The organism is Kribbella sp. CWNU-51, assembly GCF_054073265.1.
Map to the genome: position 1 here is coordinate 138882 of NZ_JBSXMZ010000003.1, position 17985 is coordinate 156866.

Consider the following 17985-nt stretch of genomic DNA (forward strand, 5'->3'; position numbering starts at 1 on the left):
TCACTGGATGTCATCCAGAACGGACCGAATCCCCAGGAGCCGGCATGCAACTCACCGACGGTGCGCACGTCCCCGTCGTCGTGGTCGGTGGCGGCCAGGCCGGGCTCGCGACGAGTTGGCACCTGGCCGCGCAGGGCCTGGATCACCTTGTTCTGGAGGCGGATCGGGTCGGCAGTGAGTGGCGCAACCGGCGGTGGGACTCGTTCTGCCTGGTGACGCCGAACTGGCAGTGCAGGCTGCCGGGATTCCCGTACGACGGCCCGGACCCGGACGGCTTCATGGTCCGCGACGAGATCGTCGACTACCTGGAAGCCTACAAAGCGTCGTACGACGTCCCGATCGTGGAAGGTGTCCGCGCGACGCGACTCGACCACGGGTTCCGGATCGCCACGACCGCGGGCACGCTGACCGCCGACCAGGTGGTGGTTGCGACCGGTCCGTACCAGCTCCCGCGCATTCCACGGATCGCTGAGCGGCTCGCCGTACCTCAGCTGCACTCCTCGGAGTACAAGAATCCCGGCCAGTTGCCACCCGGCGAGATCCTCGTCGTCGGCACCGGTCAGTCCGGCTGCCAGATCGCCGAGGACCTGCACCTGGCAGGTCGCACTGTGCACCTTGCCACCGGCAGTGCCCCGCGGGTGGCGCGGTTCTACCGCGGGCTTGACGTGGTCGCGTGGCTGGACCGGATGGGCTACTACAGCAAGGGAATCGACGAGTTCGACGACGTCGACGCAGTGCGCTTCCGGGTGAACCACTACGTCACCGGTCGCGACGGCGGCCGCGACATCGACCTGCGGAAGTTCGCCCTGGAGGGGATGCGGCTGTACGGCCGCCTGATCGACGCGGACCAGGACGTACTGCTCTTCGCCAGCGACCTCCCGCAGAACCTGGATCACGCCGACTCGGTCTCCGAAAGCATCAAGGACTCGATCGACGCCTACATCGCGGCCGAGGGGATCGACGTACCCGTAGAGCCTCGGCACCAGCCCGTCTGGAGGCCCGCCGCGTCACCGGAATCGCTTGCGGTCAAGGGGATCGCGGCGATCGTCTGGAGCACCGGCTTCCGGCGGGACGACGCGTGGATCCGGGTGCCGGTGTTCGACGGCCAGGGCTATCCGACCCATCGGCGTGGTGTGACGAGCGTGCCCGGCCTGTACTTCATCGGCCTGCCCTGGCAGCACACCTGGGGATCCGGACGGTTCGGCGGCGTCGCCGACGACGCGCAGTACGTCGTCGAGCGCATCACCGAGCAGCGGGCCGGCGTGCACTGGATCGCCGGCCTGCACCGGACGGTGGCGTGAGATGCGCGTGTCCGATGCCCACCGCCACCTCGGCGTACTCCCCGCCTATCCCTTCTACGGCGGGCCTCCGGTCAACCCCGACCGCACCGCCCGCGCGACCATCGGTGAACTGCTCACCGACCTCGATGCCGAGGGCACCGAACGCGCGCTGGTGATCCCGAACTACGGCGTCCCGGATGTGACCGTCTCGTTCGCCTTCAACGAGTTGGTCGTCGAGGCCGCGGCCCGGGACGACCGGATCCGGGCCGGCCTCTGGGTGTCCCCGCGGCCGCAGGACGCCGAGCTCACCGCGAAGGCGCTCACGCTCGCGACCGAGCCCGGCGTCCGGGCGCTCAAGCTGAGCTTCCTGCTCGGCGGCCACCCGACCGACGACGCCGTACGACCGCAACTCGACGAGATCTTCAAGGTGGCAAGGGACAACGGGCTCGTCGTCCACGTCCACACCTCGCCCGGCGCCGCGTCCGACATCGACCACATCGGCCACCTGGTCGCGACGTACGCCGACGCCGTCCGGCTGCACCTGGTCCACTTCGGCGGCGGGATGAGCGGGCACATCAAGCTGATCGGCTCCCGATTCTTCGACTGGATCGAGGCCGGCAAGCACGTCTACACCGACCTGTCCTGGGCGATCGGATTCGCCCCGGGCTGGCTGGCCGCCGAGATCGAACGCCGCGGCACCGGCCACGACCGGGTGCTGTTCGCCAGCGACCAGCCGTGGGGCGACCACGCCGGCGAACTCGCCCGGCTGCGCGCCGCGATGGGCGACGGCGAACTCGGCGACCACGTTTTCCACCGCACCTTCTCCCATCTGTACGACTGACCCAAGGAGTGACGACATGCCCGAGACCGTCGAACTGACCGACCTCGAGACCAAGAGCCTGGAGGAGATCCCGCACCCGTCGCTGCCGCAGGGCTCCAGCATCTACGGCGGCACCAAGGTGTTCCCGGACTACCAGGCCGAGGACGGCGAGACCTACTTCACCCTGGTGCACGGCATCGCGCACGAGTCCTCGGTGAGCTTCGTCGCGATCCTGCAGGCGACCCGGGCGCAGCGGAAGGGGTTCGAGTCCGCGATCTACTTCTACGGGCCGGGTTCGCTGAACTGCCTGGCTACCCGCGGCTTCCCGACCACCGGCAACTCGGCCTTCCCCGGCGAGCACAACATCAACGAGTCGCTGAAGACGTTCATCGCCGAGGGCGGCAAGGTCTACTGCTGCCGGTTCGGCCTGTCGCTGCACGGCGCCCGCGAGGAGGACCTGATCGAGGGCGTCATCCCGACGCACCCGCTGGACGTCCAGGACGCGCTGATCCACTACGCCCGCAAGGGCGCCATCATCAACTCGACCTACATGTTCTGAGGGGTCCGACCGATGAGCGTTGGCACCGACGAGTCTTTGACGGTCAGGGCCGAGCTGGCCGTGTACGGCGTACAGGTGGACGCCCCCGTCCACCGCAGCAAGGGCGCCGGCCCGAGCGACGACGGGCACCTGGTCGTCGACGGTGCCAACGCGACCCTCCCAATCGTTGCTGACAGCCCCTATCAGGTGAAGGACGGCACGGTCTTCCGCAACGGCCTGAACCTGGGTCTGTCCGTCGAGCCGGTCCGCCGGCCGCGGTTCTACGACCTGACCACGGCCGACGGCATTCCGTACCGCCAGATCGCCCTGCTGCACGGCAAGGACGTCCTCGCGACGACCGTGGTCCAGACCTGCATCCGGTACGACGAATCGACGCGCTGCCGGTTCTGTTCGATCGAGGAGTCGCTGCGCGCCGGCGCGACCATCGCTGCCAAGACACCGGCTCAGCTGGCCGAGGTCGCCGAGGCGGCGGTCCGGCTGGACGGCGTCACCCAGATGGTGATGACGACGGGTACGACGACCGGCCGCGATCGGGGCGCCCGCAACCTGGTCCGGTCGATGCAGGCGGTGCTCGCCGCCGTCCCCGGTCTGCCGATCCAGGTCCAGATCGAGCCACCCGGTGACCTGGCCGTGCTGGCGGATCTCCGCGAGGCGGGTGCGACGTCGATCGGAATCCACGTCGAGTCGCTCGACGACGCCGTACGACGGAAGTGGATGCCGGGGAAGTCGACGGTGAGCCTGGCCGAGTACGAAGCGGCGTGGGACGAGGCCGTCCGGGTCTTCGGTCGCAACCGAGTGTCGACGTACCTGCTGATCGGGCTCGGGGAGGATCCGGACGAGTTGGTCGCCGGGGCGGGGCGGTTGATCGAGCGTGGGGTGTACCCGTTCGCCGTGCCGCTGCGGCCGATGCTCGGCACGCTCGCGCGGGCCGATGGGGTGACGGCGCCGGATCCCGCGGTCGTTCGTGACGTGACGGCGCGCGTCGCCGCTCTGCTCGCGGAGGCGGAGATGCGTGGTGCGGACCAGGGTGCCGGCTGCGCCGCGTGTGGTGCTTGCAGCCTGCTGTCGGCGGCCGGCGCATGAGTACGACGGTGGTGCAGACCGCCGGCGTGATGCGAGCCGCCGACGTCCGCGCGCTGCTCGGCGATCCACCACCTACGTTCCTGATCGAGGAGGCGGATGCCGCGGCTCGGCGGGACTATCATCGGCTGAGGCATGCGGCTTTCGTCGAGCACCAAGGCCTGTTCGACGGGACGGACCTCGACGAGCGGGATGCGGATCCGCGCACGGTTGTGCTGGTCGCTCGCACGGCTGACGGGTCGGTGATCGGCGGAGTGCGCCTCGGTCCGGCCACGGACGGACCCGACATCGGCTGGTGGCAAGGCGGCCGCCTCGTCACGGCCCTTGCGTCCGAAGATCCGAGGGCTACAGCCCACACATCTTCGGACGTTAGCGGTGGTGGGAGGTGGCGGCCGGTCGGAGTGGGGGCGGGGCTGGTGCGGGCTGCTTGTGCTCGGGCTGAGGCGGCTGGTGCTTTGCGGTTCGACGCGACCGTGCAGCTCGGCACGCAGCGGTTCTTCCAGCGGCTCGGGTGGGAGACGGTCCGGTCGGTGACCGTGGCGAGCACTCCGCACGTGTTGATGCGGTGGCCGATCGGGCGGGTCGCGCGGTTGGTCGAGGCCACCAAGAGTGAGCTGGGGCCTTTGCTGCAAGGGATCGGGCCGGCGGGGTTCGTCGGTGATGACGGCGCACCGGTGCCGGGGAGTGACTTGGTGGCCGCGTGTGACGCGATCCTGCCGGCGATGGTCGAGCGGGATCCGGAGTGGGCCGGCTGGTGTTCGGTGCTGGTGAACGTCAACGATCTGTCCGCGATGGGCGCCGAACCGGTCGGCCTGCTGGACGCGCTGGGCGTTCGGGACGCGTCGTTCGCGAGTCGAGTGCTGGGCGGGCTGAAACGGGCGGCGCGAGCCTACGGTGTGCCGATTCTGGGTGGACACACGCAGCTCGGAGTGCCGGCGGCTTTGAGCGTGACCGCGCTCGGGCGGACCGCGCATCCGGTGGCCGGCGGAGGCGGGCGGCCGAGGCAGCAGATCAGACTGACCGCGGACCTGGCCGGCGGCTGGCGCCCGGGCTATGCGGGACGTCAGTGGGACTCGACCAGCCACCGGCGGCCGGAAGAGCTGCGCACGATGCAGGCCGCAGTGGGTAAGGCTCAACCGTCGGCGGCGAAAGACGTGTCGATGGCCGGAGTCGTCGGCACACTCGGAATGCTCGCGGAGGCCTCCGGATGCGCGGCCGTGCTGGACGTTGCCGACGTACCGAAGCCGGACCCGGCGACGATGGGGGACTGGCTGACCTGCTTCCCCGGCTTCGCGATGCTCACCACGGGTCCGCAGGAGCTGGAAGCCCGGCCGGCCGCGAGTGCCGTCTGCGGCGAACTGACCACCGGGCAGGGCGTCGGACTGCGCTGGCCGGACGGCGACGTCACCGAAGCGCTGCCCGCCGGCGTGACCGGGATGGGAGCAGCATGACTCTCAGAATGGCGGCCGTCGCCGCGAACTTCGACCGCGATCTGGACGGTGACTTCGCCCGCGTCGCGACCCTGATCGAGCAGGCCCGAGCGGCCGGCGTCCAACTGCTCGCCCTCCCGGAAGGAGCCCTCGGCGGCTACCTCCTGAGCCTCGACGGTACGGCGGAACCGCCGCCGGCGTTCACCGTCGACGGACCCGAGATCGCACGCCTCGCGAAGCTCGCCGGGGACCTGGTCGTCACCGCCGGGTACGCCGAGGCCGACGGGGGACTGATCTACAACAGCGCGGTCTGAGTGACGGGTGACGGCGTACTCGGGCATCACCGCAAGGTCCATCAGCCGTTGCACGAGGACGAGCACTTCGCGGCCGGCGACCGGTTCGAGGCTTTCGATACGCCGGTCGGGCGGCTCGGCCTGATGATCTGCTACGACAAGGCCTTCCCGGAGGCAGCCCGGACGCTGGCCCTGGACGGCGCCGAGATCATCGTCTGCCTGTCCGCTTGGCCGGGCGCGCGGACGAACCCGAATCCGGATCTGGCCAAGGATCGATGGAAGCGGCGGTTCGACCTGTTCGACCGGGCCCGGGCACTGGAGAACCAGGTGGTCTGGCTGTCGGCCAACCAGTCCGGCACCTTCGGCTCACTGCGGTTCGTGGCCAGCGCCAAGGTGGTCGACCCGGGTGGCGAGATCCTTGCGGAGACCGGGGTGATCGAGGGGATGGCGATCGCCGAGCTGGACATCGAACAGGCGCTCGAGCTGGCCCGGCGGTCGATGGGACACCTGCGGGACCGGCGGCCGGAGACCTACGGAACCTCCGAGCTGGCGACGGTCTGAGCGTGGTGCTCCGGATCGGCGCGGTGGCGGCGGGCTTCACCCGGGACCTCGAATTCGACCTGTCCCGGGTGGAGGCGCTGATCCGGCACGGCCGCCGCGAGGAGGTGCAGCTGCTGGTGCTGCCGGACGCGACGCTCGGCGGGTACCTCACCGATCTGAGCAGTCCGTCGCAGGACGACCTGCCACCGGCTCTCGCGCTCGACGACCCGCTGATCGCCAAGGTGATCGCGATGGCAGGCGAGATGGTGGTGTGCTTCGGCTTCTGCGAGGCCGACGGGCCGGACCGCTACAACACCGCGCTGTGCGTCACCGGCGACGGCATCCTCGGCAAGCATCGCAAGGTGCACCAACCACCGGCCGAACGGGCGATCTATGCCGCAGGCAACGGTTTCGCCGCGTTCGACACCCCGGTCGGCCGGCTTGGCCTGATGATCGACTACGACAAGACGTTCCCGGAGGCGGCCCGGACGCTGGCGGTCGACGGCGCGGAGGTGATCGCCTGCCTGTGCGCCTGGCCGACCAGCATCACCAACCGGGCGCCGCGGATGAACGAGGACCGGCAGTCCCGGCTGTTCGATCTCTACGACCGGTCCCGCGCGGCCGAGAACCAGGTCGTGCTGGTCTCGTCCAACCTGACCGGTTCGATCGGCGGCCTGCGGTTCCTCGGCCAGTCCAAGGTGGTCGGCCCGGGCGGCGACATCGTCGCCCGGACCTGGTCGAAGGCCGGGATCGCGATCGCGGAGGTCGACGTCCGCGCCGAGATCGAGACCGCCCGCCGGGTGCTGCACCACCTCGACGAACGCCGCCCGGAGGTCTACTGATGCGGATCGCGCTGCTCAGCTACTCGACCAAACCCCGCGGCGGCGTCGTCCACACGCTGTACCTGGCCGAGGCACTCGCCGCGACCGGCGCGGACGTGACCGTCTGGTCGCTGGCCCGCGGCGGCGACGAGGGTTTCTTCCGGCCGGTCGATCCTCGGGTCCGGGTGTCGCTCGTCCCGTTCCCCGACCGTCCCGGTGAGGACGTCGGCACGCGCATCCTCCGGTCCATCGCCGTACTGCGGGACGCTTTCGACGGATCGCAGTACGACGTCGTGCACGCGCAGGACTGCATCAGCGCGAACGCGGCGGGCCGATGCATCCGGACCGTGCACCACCTCGATCACTTCACCACTCCCGAGCTGGCAGCCTGCCACGAGCGGGCGATCGTCGATCCGTACGCACATGTCTGCGTCTCCACCGCCGTCGCCGACGAGCTGCTGGCCGGATGGGGGCTCAAGGCAATAGTTATCCCGAACGGCGTGGACGCCGCCCGCTTCGCGGCAGCAGCCGGTCCGCAGCCTGTCGCGACGGCGGATCGGGAAAGGTGGCGCGCCCAGTTCGGACGCTACGTCCTCACGGTCGGTGGGATCGAACCGCGCAAGGGTTCGCTCGAACTGCTCGAGGCGTACGCCCTTCTCGGCGACCCGGACGTGCGGTTGGTGATCGCCGGTGGCGAGACACTCTTCGACTACCGCTCGTACCGCGCGGCGTGGGACGAGCGCGCAGCGGAGCTCGGCGTCGCGCCGGTCGTGCTCGGTCCGGTCGACGACACGCAGCTCCCAGCACTGGTCGCGGGGGCCGAGGTCTTCGCCTTCCCTTCTATCAAAGAAGGCTTCGGCCTGGCCCCGCTGGAGGCGCTGGCCGCCGGGGTGCCGCTGGTGGTCTCGGACCTGCCGGTCTTCCACGAGATCTTCGGCGCCGCGGCGACGTACGCGATCGGTCCGGCGGACCTCGCCCGGCAGCTGCTTGTGGCACCGCGAACCGATCGCTCCGCCGGCGGCCGCGCACTGGCCGCGACCTACACCTGGCCGGCCGCCGCGGCCGCCCACCTGGAGTTCTATTCGCGAGTACTGAAGACCAGCCGGCGGAGGGCGCAGTACATGTAGATGCCCTCGCAGGCGCCCGGCGATCACGCGGCTCAGGTGGTACTCGACGCCGACAGCGCCCGTCCTCGCCGCCGACTGTGGAGGGTTTCAGCCCGATCCGGGGGTAAAACCCTCCCCGGTCTGCCGCGGGACCGCCTGGCTAGCGAACCGCGGCCAGCGCGGCTGAATCCTCGGCACCGAAGTCGTCCTCGAGCTTCTCCGGGGAGTAGTCGAGGTCGATGCCGGCGACATCCGCGCCGACGGCCGACTCGATCGCGCCGAGGCGCCGGGTCGCGCGGTCACCGGCGTACGTCATCAAGGCTGTCGGGTTGATCTCCGGGGGAAGTTCGGCGGAGTTCTCGAGCGCCCACTGGATCTGGGTGAGTGCGTGCGGCAGCAACTCCTCCATGGTGTCGGTGACGACCTTCCAGTTCGACGCATCGGCGGCGACGTGCCGGCGGCAGGTGAACGTGCCCCAGGCCATGTGCCGGCGTTCGTCGTCGCCGATCCGGCGGATCAGTTCCTGCATGCCGGGCAGCACGCCGCGCGCCGTACAGAGCAGGTTCCACGCGTGGTAGCCGGTCAGGGCCAGCGTGCCTTCGACGACGTGGTTGTAGGTGACACTGGCCCGGACCTGGTTCGCCGGCGACGGGTCGTCGGCCAGCGACTTGAGCGCGACGGGCAGCGCCTCGTAGAAGATCGCGCGGTAGCCGGGGTTGTTCTCGACGTAGTGGTGCAGGTCCTCGGTGACGCCGACCGCGTCCAGCCAGAGCCGGAAGACCGCGGTGTGTTTGGCCTCCTCGAAGCAGAACTGGGTCAGGTACATCTCGTCGCCGAACCGTCCCTCGGCCGCCATCGCCTGCAGGAAGGGCTGCAGGTCCTCGGTCACCGCCTCCTCGCCGGCGATGAACTGCGAGCACAGCAGCAACGCGTTGTCCCTGTCGTTGTCGCCGAGCTCCTGCCAGTCCTTCGCATCCTGACCGAAGTCGATGTCCCGCGGGTTCCAGAACGTCCGGTTGCCCTTGTCGAACAGTCGCAGCGGCAGCGCGTCCCAGTGGAAACCACCCGACCGCAGCGAGCTGAATCCCTGCCGGTGAAGGGGATTGGTGGTGGTCATGGGGCCTCCCGGCCTGGACTGAGGAGCGGAGGGAGCGCAGCGACTGGAGCGACGAGGGAAGGCCGGGAGTCAGGGCCCCATGACCCTGCCGGCGCCGAAGGCCCGGCCAAAAGGAACGGAGAGAGGACGCGAGCCAGTTGCTCGGCCACCGCCGCCGGGGGAGGGCCTGGCGTGACGATGTGGCTCAGGACGACGCGCAAGGCGACGTCAACGCAACTGGTCGCGTCCTCGGCCGGCACCTCGGGCCAGTGCTCCATCACATGCGCACCCAGCCGGAGGTGAGCCAGTTCCAGCACCTGCTGCCCCCGTGTGGTCAGCAGCTGACTGGCCTGATCGGATCCAGGCTGGCTCAGCGCAGCCCGGATCAGCGGGTTCTCGCCGGCCAGTGTGAGCGCCCGCTCGACCGCGGCCCGCAGGCCGTCGATCGGATCGGACTGCTCCGCGAGCGCAGCGTTCACGTCCAGGAGGAACCGCTCGGTCTCACGTGCTGCCACCGCTTCCAGCACGCCCCATTTGTCGCCGAACTCGTTGTAGACGGTCTGCCGGGACACGCCGGTCCGGCGGCCCACGTCGGCCATCCGGAGTCCGTCGTACCCGCCGGCGACGACCGCGTCGTACGCGGCGTCCAGCAGTTCGTCCCGGAGACGGCGCTTGGTCCGGTCGGCGAACGAGTCCATGACGACGAGGGTTTACAAAAACCTCCTGGATGTCAAGTGGCCGGACAGAGTCTCCTCAGTTGTCAAGTGACGAGAAGTGCGCCGCGTCGCCGGTCCGCGGCGTACTGCGGACGCCGTCGATGCTGACCGGGACATCGCCGGCCAGGGTGACCCGGTGCAGGCGGCGCGGCTGGTCGTCGTAGTCGGCGACGCCGTAGTGCTGGGTGGCCCGGTTGTCCCAGATCGCCAGGTCGCCGGGCTGCCACTGCCAGCGGACCGTGTTGTCGAGATTCGTGATCCGGTTCTGCAGGAGCTCGAACAACGCGGTCGTCTCGGCGGAGGTGAAGCCGACGAAACGGCGGACGAAATGGCCGAGCACGAGTGAGCGCTCGCCGGTCTCGGGGTGGACGCGGACGACCGGGTGCTCGGTCTCGAACAGCGTCGACACGAACTGCTCGCGGTGCTTCTCGACCTTCACGTCCACGCCGCCGATCCGGACCTCGTCCGCTGCGCCGGCGTAGTCGTACACGTTGCTGTGCACCGCCCACAGCCGGTCGACCAGCGCTTGGAGGGCGACCGGCAGCTTCGCGTACGCCGCGACCGTGTTGGCCCACGTGGTCGCGCCGCCGTACGTGGGCAACGTGACGGCACGGAGGATGCTGATCGCGGGGATGCGGTCGACGAAGGTGACGTCGGTGTGCCAGCTGTTCGCCTTGCCGTAGTCGGAGTCGATCGGCAGCACGTTCGCAGCGCCCTCGATGCTCTTCGACGTGGGGTGGGCGAGCGTCGGCGTACCGAGCAGCTGGGCGAACGCGAGCTGACCGGCATCGTCCAGGTGGTGCTGCTCGCGGAAGAAGACGACCTTGTGGTCGAGCAGGGCCTGCCGGATCGCGGCGACCGTCCGCGGGCTCAGGTCCCCGCCGAGCGTGACGTTGCCGATGACGGCGCCGATCGCGCCGCCGGCCTTGGTGACGGTGATCTCCGGTGCTTCGAGCTGAGTGGTCATGGGTGGGCTCCCTCAGGGGTTCACTCCCTCGCCCCGAGCGAGGCGAGGGTGATTGTTGGTTAATGTGTATTTTCCTACTGAATTAGTAGACATAGCTCTCGTTTCGGGATGCGAGATTCGGGGGGCGGGTGGACCACGTAGGGTTGGGGACGTGTCAACCGCCGAGATCCAGCCTGCTTCCGCGACCGCCGATGTGCCGGAGTTGGTGGTCGGATTCGACCTGGACATGACGCTGATCGACTCGCGGCCGGGGATCCAGGCAGTCTGGGACCTGCTCGCCGCGGAGACCGGCGTACCGATCGACTCCGAGCTGGTGGTGAGCCGGCTCGGGCCCCCGCTGACCTGGGAGATGGCGAACTGGTTCCCGCCTGAGCAGGTCGACGCGATGGTGTCCCGGTACCGGGAGCACTACCCGTCGTACGCGATCACCGGAAGCCTGCCGCTGCCGGGCGTGGCCGAGTCGCTGGCCGCGATCCGGGCGCTGCGCGGGCGGACGATGGTGGTGTCGGCGAAGTACACCCCGTCGGTGCGGCTGCACCTCGAGCACCTCGGCCTGGACGTCGACGAGCCGGTCGGTGACCTGCACGGAGCCGAGAAGGGTACGGCGCTCCGCGAGCACGAGGCGACGATCTACGTCGGCGACCACACCGCGGACATCGACGGAGCCCGTGCGGCCGGTGCGGTGGCGGTGTCCGTCGCGACCGGGCCGTTCACCGCCGACGAGCTCCGGGCGTACGGCGCGGACGTCGTACTGAACGATCTCACCGAGTTCCCGGCGTGGCTGGATGCGTACGTGCTGGAGCAGCGGCTCGAAGCGTTGATGCGGCGGCTGTCGAGCTACGACAAGTTGGTGGTCGCGTTCAGCGGCGGCGCCGACTCGGCGTTCCTGCTCGCGGCCGCGGCCCGGGCGATCGGTCCGGCCAATGTGGTCGCGGCGACGGCGATCTCGCCTTCGCTGCCGGAGGCGGAGCTCGAGCCCGCAGCGCGGTTCGCGGACGGGATCGGCGTACGTCATCTCACGCCGCACACGCACGAGATGGAGCGCGAGGGGTACCAGGCCAACTCGGGTGCCCGGTGCTACTTCTGCAAGGCCGAGCTGGTGGAGACGCTGCAGCCGATCGCCGACGAGTTCGGCATCACCGCGATCGCGACCGGGACGAACGCCGACGACGCGATCGCCGGGTTCCGGCCGGGCATCCGGGCTGCGTTCGAGCGCGGTGCGATCACGCCGCTGAAGGACGCGCGGCTGACCAAGGCGCAGATCCGCGAGGCGTCCCGCAGTTGGGGACTCGAGACCTCGGACAAGCCGGCGGCCGCCTGCCTGTCCAGCCGGATCGCGTACGGCATCCGGATCACACCGAACCTGCTCGCCCGGGTCGACCGGGCCGAACAGGCGGTCCGCTCGCGGCTCTCGTCGTACGGCGTCGAGAACGTCCGCGTGCGTGATGTCGGGGAGACGGCGAGTATCGAGATCGACGCCGCGTTGCTGGACCAGGTCGATCACCAGGTGCTCGTGGACGCGGTGGTCGCCGAGGGGTTCCCGGCCGCTCAGGTCGACCCGCGGGGCTTCCGGTCCGGATCGATGAACGAACGGCTGAAGGATCCGGACAAGTACCGCTGAGGTGTGGGCTTGGACAGATGCGGGAAGCCTGCCGGTTCAGGTAGTTTCCCGGAGGCGCCGCGGCGCCGGTTCACGTACGCTGGGTTTCCGGCCGGGCCGTGTGTCCGGTCTTGTTCCGACGATTGACGACTGAAGAGGTTCCCGTGCCCGTTGGCAAGGTGAAGTGGTATGACTCCGACAAGGGGTTCGGCTTCCTCAGCAAGGAGGAAGGCGGGGACGTGTACGTCCGCGCCGAGGCCCTGCCCGCGGGAGTGACCAGCCTGAAGCCGGGCCAGAAGGTCGAGTTCGGCGTCGTCGAGGGACGCAAGGGCGAGCAGGCCCTCCAGGTCCGGCTGATCGACCCGCCGCCGTCGGTGGCGAAGGCGATGCGGCCGAAGCCGGAGGAGATGCAGCTCGTCATCGAGGACCTGATCAAGCTCCTCGACAACGTCGGCGAGCAGTACCGCCGCGGCCGTCACCCCGACGGCAAGGCCGCCCGCCAGGTCGCGACCGTCCTCCGTGGCGTCGCCGACAAGCTCGACGTCTAGCCGCCAACGCCGTCGGGCCCCAGCCGGGCCCACCCCAGACGATCCGCCCGTCAAACCGCTCCGCCGCCTGGCTCCGCCGCCTGGCGCCGGCGTCTGGGTCCGGCGTCTGGCCATTTGAGGGGTTAACTGCTCAAATGGCCCCTTCTCCCGTGGCATGCGGGCGGAGAAGGGGCAGCTTCAGGGGTTAACCCGTGAACTGGTGTCAGGGGGAGCGGCGGTCGATCAGCGACTGGATGCCGTCGAGGACGGTGTCCAGGCCGAAGGTGAACTCGGCGGTGTCGAAGTCGCCGGCGTACCCCTCGGACGGTGGCTGCTCGAGGGTGGCCGCGATCCCGGGGAAGCGGTCCGGGGTGGCGAGCATCGCCAGTCGCCGGGTGTAGCGCAGGTCGGCCTCGCGGGCGGCGTCCGGCTCGGTGTGCATGCCCGCGGTGAGCTGCGCCGTACCCCGGACATAGATGTTCACCAGCAGCATCGACGACAACCGGTCCGGCGGCGACAGCGGCGTACCGTCGAACGCGGACAGCGCCGACTCCATCCAGGTCAGCTGGTTGGGTGACAGCGGCGGCTCGGTGACCGGGATCTGCAGGATCCACGGATGCTGCCGCAATCCGTCGCGGAACGCCACGGCCCAGGCGGTGATCCGGTCCCGCCAGCCGGTGTGAGCGTCCAGGTCCGGGGGCGTGCCGAACGCGTGCTCGAGCATCACGACGTACAGGTCGTCCTTGGCGTCGACGTACCGATAGAGCGACATCGTGGTGAAGCCCAGCTCGGCCGCGACCTTGCTCATCGAGACCGCGGCCAGCCCGCCCGCGTCGGCCAGCTTGACCGCCGCGCGGGCGATGTCGCTGATGTGAAACGCCGGCTTCGGCCCCGGCCGCTGGCGGCCCTCGATCCCCCACAGCTGCTGCAGCACCCGCGGCAGTTCCTCGTCCATGACTCTCCTATGCTCCGTCCCACCACCCTATCTGTTTACAGCATAGACAGTCTTGGGTATGGTCTGTGTACGGCGCACACAGTGTGCGGCGTAGACAGATAATCCGGAGGGTGTCATGGGTACGACGGAACGGGCGGGACGCAAGGAGTGGATCGCGCTCGGTGTGCTCGCACTGCCGCTGCTGCTGGTCTCGATGGACGTCTCGGTGCTGTACTTCGCGGTCCCGTTCATCAGCGCGGACCTGGGCGTCTCGGCGACCGAGCAGCTGTGGATCTTCGACATCTACGGATTCGTGCTGGCCGGTCTGCTGATCACGATGGGCTCGCTCGGCGACCGGATCGGGCGGCGCCGGCTGCTGCTGTTCGGTGCGATCGGGTTCGGGCTGGCGTCGGTCGCGGCGGCGTACGCGCAGAGCCCGGAGCAGCTGATCGCAGCCCGCGCGGTGCTCGGCATCGGCGGTGCGACCCTGATGCCGTCGACCCTGGCGCTGATCCGGAACATGTTCCACGACCCGGCCCAGCGGTCGAAGGCGATCGCGTTCTGGAGCGCGGTGATGATGGGCGGGATCACGCTCGGCCCGGTGCTCGGCGGCTTCCTGCTGGAGCACTTCTGGTGGGGCTCGGTGTTCCTGATCAACACCCCGGCGATGGTGCTGCTGCTGGTGCTGGCGCCGATGTTGCTGCCGGAGTTCAAGACACCTCGGGCTGGGCGTTTCGACCTGATCGGATCGGTGCTGTCGCTGGCCGCCGTACTGCCGGTCATCTGGGGGATCAAGGAGCTCGCGGCCAATGGTGCGTCCGCGTTGCCGGTGGTGTCGATCGTGGCCGGGCTGTTCTTCGGGGTGCTGTTCGTGCAGCGGCAGCGGACCGCGGCGTACCCGATGCTCGACCTGTCGATGTTCCGGAACCGGGCCTTCAGCGGGTCGCTCGCCGCCAACACGGTCGGCACGCTGGCGCTGGTGGGCAACGCGGTCTTCCTGACGCAGTACCTGCAGCTCGTGCACGGTCTGAGCCCGTTCAAGGCGGCGCTGTGGTCGCTTGCCCCGTCCATCCTGGTCGGTGGTGCTGCTCCGCTCGCCACGGTGCTCGCGGGCAAGATGGACCGCGCGTACGTGATCGGTGGCGCCTTCGTCCTCGCCGCGACCGGGTACGGCGTACTGACTCAGCTGGACGCGGACTCGTCGCTGGCGGTGCCGCTGACCGGCGCTGGTCTGCTCGCGGCCGGACTCGTCATGGTGATGTCCCTGGTCACCGAGGCCGTCGTCGGCTCCGTCGCCCCCGAACGCGCCGGCTCGGCGTCCGCGGTGATGGAGACCTGCTCCGAGTTCGGCGGCGCGCTGGGCATCGCGATCCTCGGCTCCATCGGTACGGCGGTCTACCGCGCCGACCTCCCGTCCGACCTTCCGTCCGGCGTGGCGGCCCCGGTCCGCGAAGGCCTCCCCGCCGCCACCGCCGCGGCCGCCCACCTCCCCACCCAGGTGGCCGACACCATCCTCACCACCGCCCGCCACGCCTTCACCCACAGCATGAACGTCGTCTCCCTCGTCGGCTGCCTACTCCTCCTCACCACCGCACTAGCCGCCACCCTCACCCTCCGAGGCACCACCCCCCAACACCCCACCCCCACCGACAACGCCACCCCCGAACTCCACCTAACCGCCTAACCCCGAACACCAACTGGGCCCGCCGGACAAGCCACAACTTGCCCGCCGGGCCCAGAACCTGTCCCCGGTCCCCAGAACCTGTCCCCGGTCCCCAGAACCTGTCCCCGGTCCCCGTGCCCGGGGTACGGGACGACGCGACAAGCTCCTCGGCCCTGCCTTCGGTCCGGACCTCGGACAAGAACTGGGGTCCTCGGACACGGCACAACCTGTCCGTGCACCCCACAACCTGTCCCCGGCCCAGGCCCCGGTCCCTTTGCCTGGGGTGCGGGAGGTACCGACGGTCTGCTTGGCGCCTGCCGTTAGTCGGGGGCTTGGGACAGCAACTGGGGTCCTCGGACATGGCACAACCTGTCCGCGGACCCCACAACCTGTCCGCGGACCCACAACCTGTCCGCGGACCCCACAGCGTGTTCCAGGACCCCGCCAGATGCCCGCCTTGGAGGGGTCCGTTCCCTGGGGGTGGATAGGTCCGCGGGTGGTGACCAGGTCCCAGGTCGTGTACTAGGTCCCAGTGGGTGGTGAGTGTGTCATCGGTACAGCGGCCGGCGGGGAGGTTTTCGGGGGAGGACGGCCCGCGGGGAGGGCCTGTGGTCGGTGCGAGGGTTGGCGGCTGCCTGGGGTTAGCCCGGGGGGCGGCGGGGGGTGTCGCCGCCGGGGCGGCGTCGGAAGAGGTCGCGGTCGTGTTCGACCGTTGGCTCCTCGGACCAGGGGGCCTGGTCTTCGACGGTGTCGTCGGCGTCGTCTTCTGGTTGGCCGCTCCACCAGCGGCCGATCGGCTGGTCCGGTGGTTTGCGGTCGTCCGGCTGCCGGTCGTCCTGGTCGGTGCGGAACTCGACCGTCGGCTCGTCGTGACGGCCGGAGCGTTGAGCGCGGTTGGCGCGTTGCTCGGCGACGCTGGTCGTCAGGATCGTCCGACTCGTGGATGTCGGCTGGTGCTTCGTCGGCTCAGTCGAGCGGCTCGGGTGAGGGCCGGCGGGCTTCGGTGGGTGCGGCGCGCGGAGTGGTGGGGCCGGCGCTGGGCGGAAGCGCAGTACCAGGAACACGACGATGAGCAGTACGGCGGCCAGGAAGCCGAAGCCCAGCCGGGGGAGCAGGGGGAGGATGATTCCGAAGCCGCCGCCGATGACCCACGCCAGTTGCAGCACGGTCTCCGAGCGGGCGAAGACCGACGTACGCACGGACTCCGGAACATCACGCTGGATCATCGCGTCCAGCGACAGCTTGCCGAGTGAGCTGCACAGGCCGGCGATGAAGCCGAGCGCGATCAGGAACACGAAGCCGTAGAACACCGCCACTCCGACCGCCACCGTCGCGTCCGCGATCAGGACGACCAGCACCACCACCTCGGGTTTACGGGCCTTGAGCAACGATCCCAGCACGGTGCCGAGGCTGTTGCCGATCCCTGCTGCCGCGACCACCGCGCCGGCCGCGATCGCGCCGTTGATCCCGCTGATCGGTGTGTCCCGGAGCAGGAACGCCAGATACATGGTCAGGAACCCGGACACGAACCGCAGCCCGAGATTGCACCGGATCCCGCGCGCCACGGCCGCTGTGATCGCGCGCCGTCTCGCGTCTCGGCCCGCCGTACCGGTGATCTCCTCATCGGCCGGCGAGTCGACCGCGCTCGGCAGCCGGATCGCGAGGATCAGGCCGATCGTGTAGACCACCGCGGCCCAGCGCAGCGACCACTGCGGCCCGATCGCGGCGAACGCGGCCGCGATCCCGGCGCCGATCGTCGCGCCGGCGACACCGGCCAGCGATATCCGGGAGTTGGCGGTGACGAGGGTGATCTCCTTGGGGAGCAGGCGCGGTACGGCGGACGCCCGGGTGACGCCGTACGCCTTGGAGGCGACCAGGCAGCCGAGGGCGGCCGGGTACAGCCAGCTGGACGTGCTCCCGTTCATCGAGGCGGCGAGGCTCCAGACCAGGAACCCGCGCAGCGCGAGCGTCGCGCCGATCGCCCAGCGGCGTCCGTGCCGGAAGCGGTCGAGGATCGGGCCGATCAGCGGTGCCATCAGCGCGAACGGCGCCATCGTCAGCACGAGGAACAGCGCGACCCGGTCCCGGGCCTGGTCGCTCGGCACGGTGAAGAACACGGTCCCGGCCAGGGAGACGGCGAACGCGGTGTCACCCGCGGCGTTCACCGCGCCCAGCTCGATCAGCCGGGAGAGTCCCGATTCGCCGGCGCCTTGTGCACTGGTCAGCCCGCGGATCCGCCGGCCGGTGGCCCGTCCGACCTTGCCGCTGACCGAAGCGGTCTTCTTCGAGGCGGCCGCGACCCCGTCCGCGCCGACCTTCGACGCGTGGCCCACCTTCTTACTGGCACTGCCCAACTTGTCCCGAGCGTCGCTGAACCGCTCGCCCGCAGACTTCCCGGCCGGCCTCTCATCGGTTGGCTGCTCACGTGCCGGCCGCCCCCCGGCAGGCTGCGCACCGGCGGGCTTGCCGCCGGGCGTCGCCTTCGGGTCGGCGGGGTCGGGGGTGTGCATGGAACTATCCTGCCTCCTGCCGGGGACAGACCGGAGTCACGGC

15 protein-coding genes and 1 pseudogene are annotated in these 17985 nt (G+C 69.9%); 11 read left to right on the plus strand and 5 right to left on the minus strand.

Annotated features, from left to right (window positions below; all coding sequences use genetic code 11):
- Positions 1-44 precede the first annotated feature (44 nt).
- From ACXC9Q_RS01765 to ACXC9Q_RS01800, 8 genes and pseudogenes are all read left to right on the plus strand, one after another.
- A complete protein-coding gene (locus tag ACXC9Q_RS01765; protein WP_457054689.1) occupies positions 45-1301 on the plus strand; it encodes an MSMEG_0569 family flavin-dependent oxidoreductase in 1257 nt (418 codons plus the stop codon).
- A 1-nt stretch (position 1302) separates the two neighbouring features.
- Entirely contained in the window at positions 1303-2121 is an 819-nt protein-coding gene (locus tag ACXC9Q_RS01770; RefSeq protein ID WP_457054690.1) for an amidohydrolase family protein, read from the plus strand.
- A gap of 16 nt (positions 2122-2137) precedes the next feature.
- Positions 2138-2659 (plus strand): MSMEG_0572/Sll0783 family nitrogen starvation response protein, encoded by a 522-nt coding sequence (locus ACXC9Q_RS01775; protein WP_328526327.1) that lies wholly within the window; start codon positions 2138-2140, stop codon positions 2657-2659.
- Between the two features lie 12 nt (positions 2660-2671).
- A complete protein-coding gene (locus tag ACXC9Q_RS01780; protein ID WP_457054691.1) occupies positions 2672-3742 on the plus strand; it encodes an MSMEG_0568 family radical SAM protein in 1071 nt (356 codons plus the stop codon).
- Positions 3739-5190, plus strand: coding sequence for an MSMEG_0567/sll0787 family protein (locus tag ACXC9Q_RS01785; protein WP_457054692.1), 1452 nt, complete (start codon positions 3739-3741; stop codon positions 5188-5190). The genes ACXC9Q_RS01780 and ACXC9Q_RS01785 overlap by 4 nt, the downstream gene beginning before the upstream one ends.
- Before the next feature lie 8 nt (positions 5191-5198).
- Positions 5199-6023: pseudogene (locus ACXC9Q_RS01790) on the plus strand (carbon-nitrogen hydrolase family protein).
- A 2-nt stretch (positions 6024-6025) separates the two neighbouring features.
- A complete protein-coding gene (locus tag ACXC9Q_RS01795) occupies positions 6026-6844 on the plus strand; it encodes a carbon-nitrogen hydrolase family protein (RefSeq protein ID WP_457054693.1) in 819 nt (272 codons plus the stop codon).
- On the plus strand, positions 6844-7950 hold the full coding sequence (locus ACXC9Q_RS01800; protein ID WP_457054694.1) for an MSMEG_0565 family glycosyltransferase: 1107 nt from the start codon (positions 6844-6846) through the stop codon (positions 7948-7950). Before ACXC9Q_RS01795 ends, ACXC9Q_RS01800 begins: the two co-directional genes overlap by 1 nt.
- Positions 7951-8089: 139 nt before the next feature.
- On the opposite strand, the gene ACXC9Q_RS01805 is transcribed toward ACXC9Q_RS01800, so the two are convergent.
- From ACXC9Q_RS01805 to ACXC9Q_RS01815, 3 genes are read right to left on the minus strand one after another with little or no spacing between them, the layout of a single operon-like run.
- Positions 8090-9046 carry a R2-like ligand-binding oxidase gene (locus ACXC9Q_RS01805; protein ID WP_457054695.1) on the minus strand — a complete coding sequence of 319 codons (957 nt, stop codon included), beginning with the start codon at positions 9044-9046 and terminating at the stop codon, positions 8090-8092.
- Positions 9043-9723, minus strand: coding sequence for a TetR family transcriptional regulator (locus ACXC9Q_RS01810; protein ID WP_457054696.1), 681 nt, complete (start codon positions 9721-9723; stop codon positions 9043-9045). The genes ACXC9Q_RS01805 and ACXC9Q_RS01810 overlap by 4 nt, the downstream gene beginning before the upstream one ends.
- 55 nt (positions 9724-9778) lie before the next feature.
- Positions 9779-10708 carry a TauD/TfdA dioxygenase family protein gene (locus ACXC9Q_RS01815; RefSeq protein WP_457054697.1) on the minus strand — a complete coding sequence of 310 codons (930 nt, stop codon included), beginning with the start codon at positions 10706-10708 and terminating at the stop codon, positions 9779-9781.
- A gap of 151 nt (positions 10709-10859) precedes the next feature.
- On the opposite strand from ACXC9Q_RS01815, the gene larE reads away from it, so the two are divergent.
- Positions 10860-12329, plus strand: a complete 1470-nt coding sequence (gene larE, locus ACXC9Q_RS01820) for an ATP-dependent sacrificial sulfur transferase LarE (protein WP_457054698.1) — start codon at positions 10860-10862, stop codon at positions 12327-12329.
- Between the two features lie 143 nt (positions 12330-12472).
- Positions 12473-12856 (plus strand): cold-shock protein, encoded by a 384-nt coding sequence (locus ACXC9Q_RS01825; RefSeq protein WP_328526338.1) that lies wholly within the window; start codon positions 12473-12475, stop codon positions 12854-12856.
- 202 nt (positions 12857-13058) lie between these two features.
- Here the strand turns inward: ACXC9Q_RS01825 and ACXC9Q_RS01830 are convergent, their stop codons facing one another.
- On the minus strand, positions 13059-13790 hold the full coding sequence (locus ACXC9Q_RS01830; protein ID WP_457054699.1) for a TetR/AcrR family transcriptional regulator: 732 nt from the start codon (positions 13788-13790) through the stop codon (positions 13059-13061).
- Between the two features lie 115 nt (positions 13791-13905).
- Here ACXC9Q_RS01830 and ACXC9Q_RS01835 point away from each other — a divergent pair, with 115 nt between their 5' ends.
- On the plus strand, positions 13906-15453 hold the full coding sequence (locus tag ACXC9Q_RS01835) for an MFS transporter (RefSeq protein WP_457054700.1): 1548 nt from the start codon (positions 13906-13908) through the stop codon (positions 15451-15453).
- A 620-nt stretch (positions 15454-16073) separates the two neighbouring features.
- Here ACXC9Q_RS01835 and ACXC9Q_RS01840 read toward each other — a convergent pair.
- Positions 16074-17942 (minus strand): MFS transporter, encoded by a 1869-nt coding sequence (locus ACXC9Q_RS01840; protein ID WP_457054701.1) that lies wholly within the window; start codon positions 17940-17942, stop codon positions 16074-16076.
- Positions 17943-17985: the final 43 nt, after the last annotated feature.

Excerpts from the sequence above, each read along its gene's own strand:
- ACXC9Q_RS01765 (WP_457054689.1), top strand. The coding sequence starts at position 45 with ATGCAACTCACCGACGGTGCGCACGTCCCCGTCGTCGTGGTCGGTGGC.
- ACXC9Q_RS01770 (WP_457054690.1), top strand. The coding sequence starts at position 1,303 with ATGCGCGTGTCCGATGCCCACCGCCACCTCGGCGTACTCCCCGCCTAT.
- ACXC9Q_RS01775 (WP_328526327.1), top strand. The coding sequence starts at position 2,138 with ATGCCCGAGACCGTCGAACTGACCGACCTCGAGACCAAGAGCCTGGAG.
- ACXC9Q_RS01780 (WP_457054691.1), top strand. The coding sequence starts at position 2,672 with ATGAGCGTTGGCACCGACGAGTCTTTGACGGTCAGGGCCGAGCTGGCC.
- ACXC9Q_RS01785 (WP_457054692.1), top strand. The coding sequence starts at position 3,739 with ATGAGTACGACGGTGGTGCAGACCGCCGGCGTGATGCGAGCCGCCGAC.
- ACXC9Q_RS01800 (WP_457054694.1), top strand. The coding sequence starts at position 6,844 with ATGCGGATCGCGCTGCTCAGCTACTCGACCAAACCCCGCGGCGGCGTC.
- ACXC9Q_RS01805 (WP_457054695.1), bottom strand. The coding sequence starts at position 9,046 with ATGACCACCACCAATCCCCTTCACCGGCAGGGATTCAGCTCGCTGCGG.
- ACXC9Q_RS01810 (WP_457054696.1), bottom strand. The coding sequence starts at position 9,723 with ATGGACTCGTTCGCCGACCGGACCAAGCGCCGTCTCCGGGACGAACTG.
- ACXC9Q_RS01815 (WP_457054697.1), bottom strand. The coding sequence starts at position 10,708 with ATGACCACTCAGCTCGAAGCACCGGAGATCACCGTCACCAAGGCCGGC.
- ACXC9Q_RS01830 (WP_457054699.1), bottom strand. The coding sequence starts at position 13,790 with ATGGACGAGGAACTGCCGCGGGTGCTGCAGCAGCTGTGGGGGATCGAG.
- ACXC9Q_RS01835 (WP_457054700.1), top strand. The coding sequence starts at position 13,906 with ATGGGTACGACGGAACGGGCGGGACGCAAGGAGTGGATCGCGCTCGGT.
- ACXC9Q_RS01840 (WP_457054701.1), bottom strand. The coding sequence starts at position 17,942 with ATGCACACCCCCGACCCCGCCGACCCGAAGGCGACGCCCGGCGGCAAG.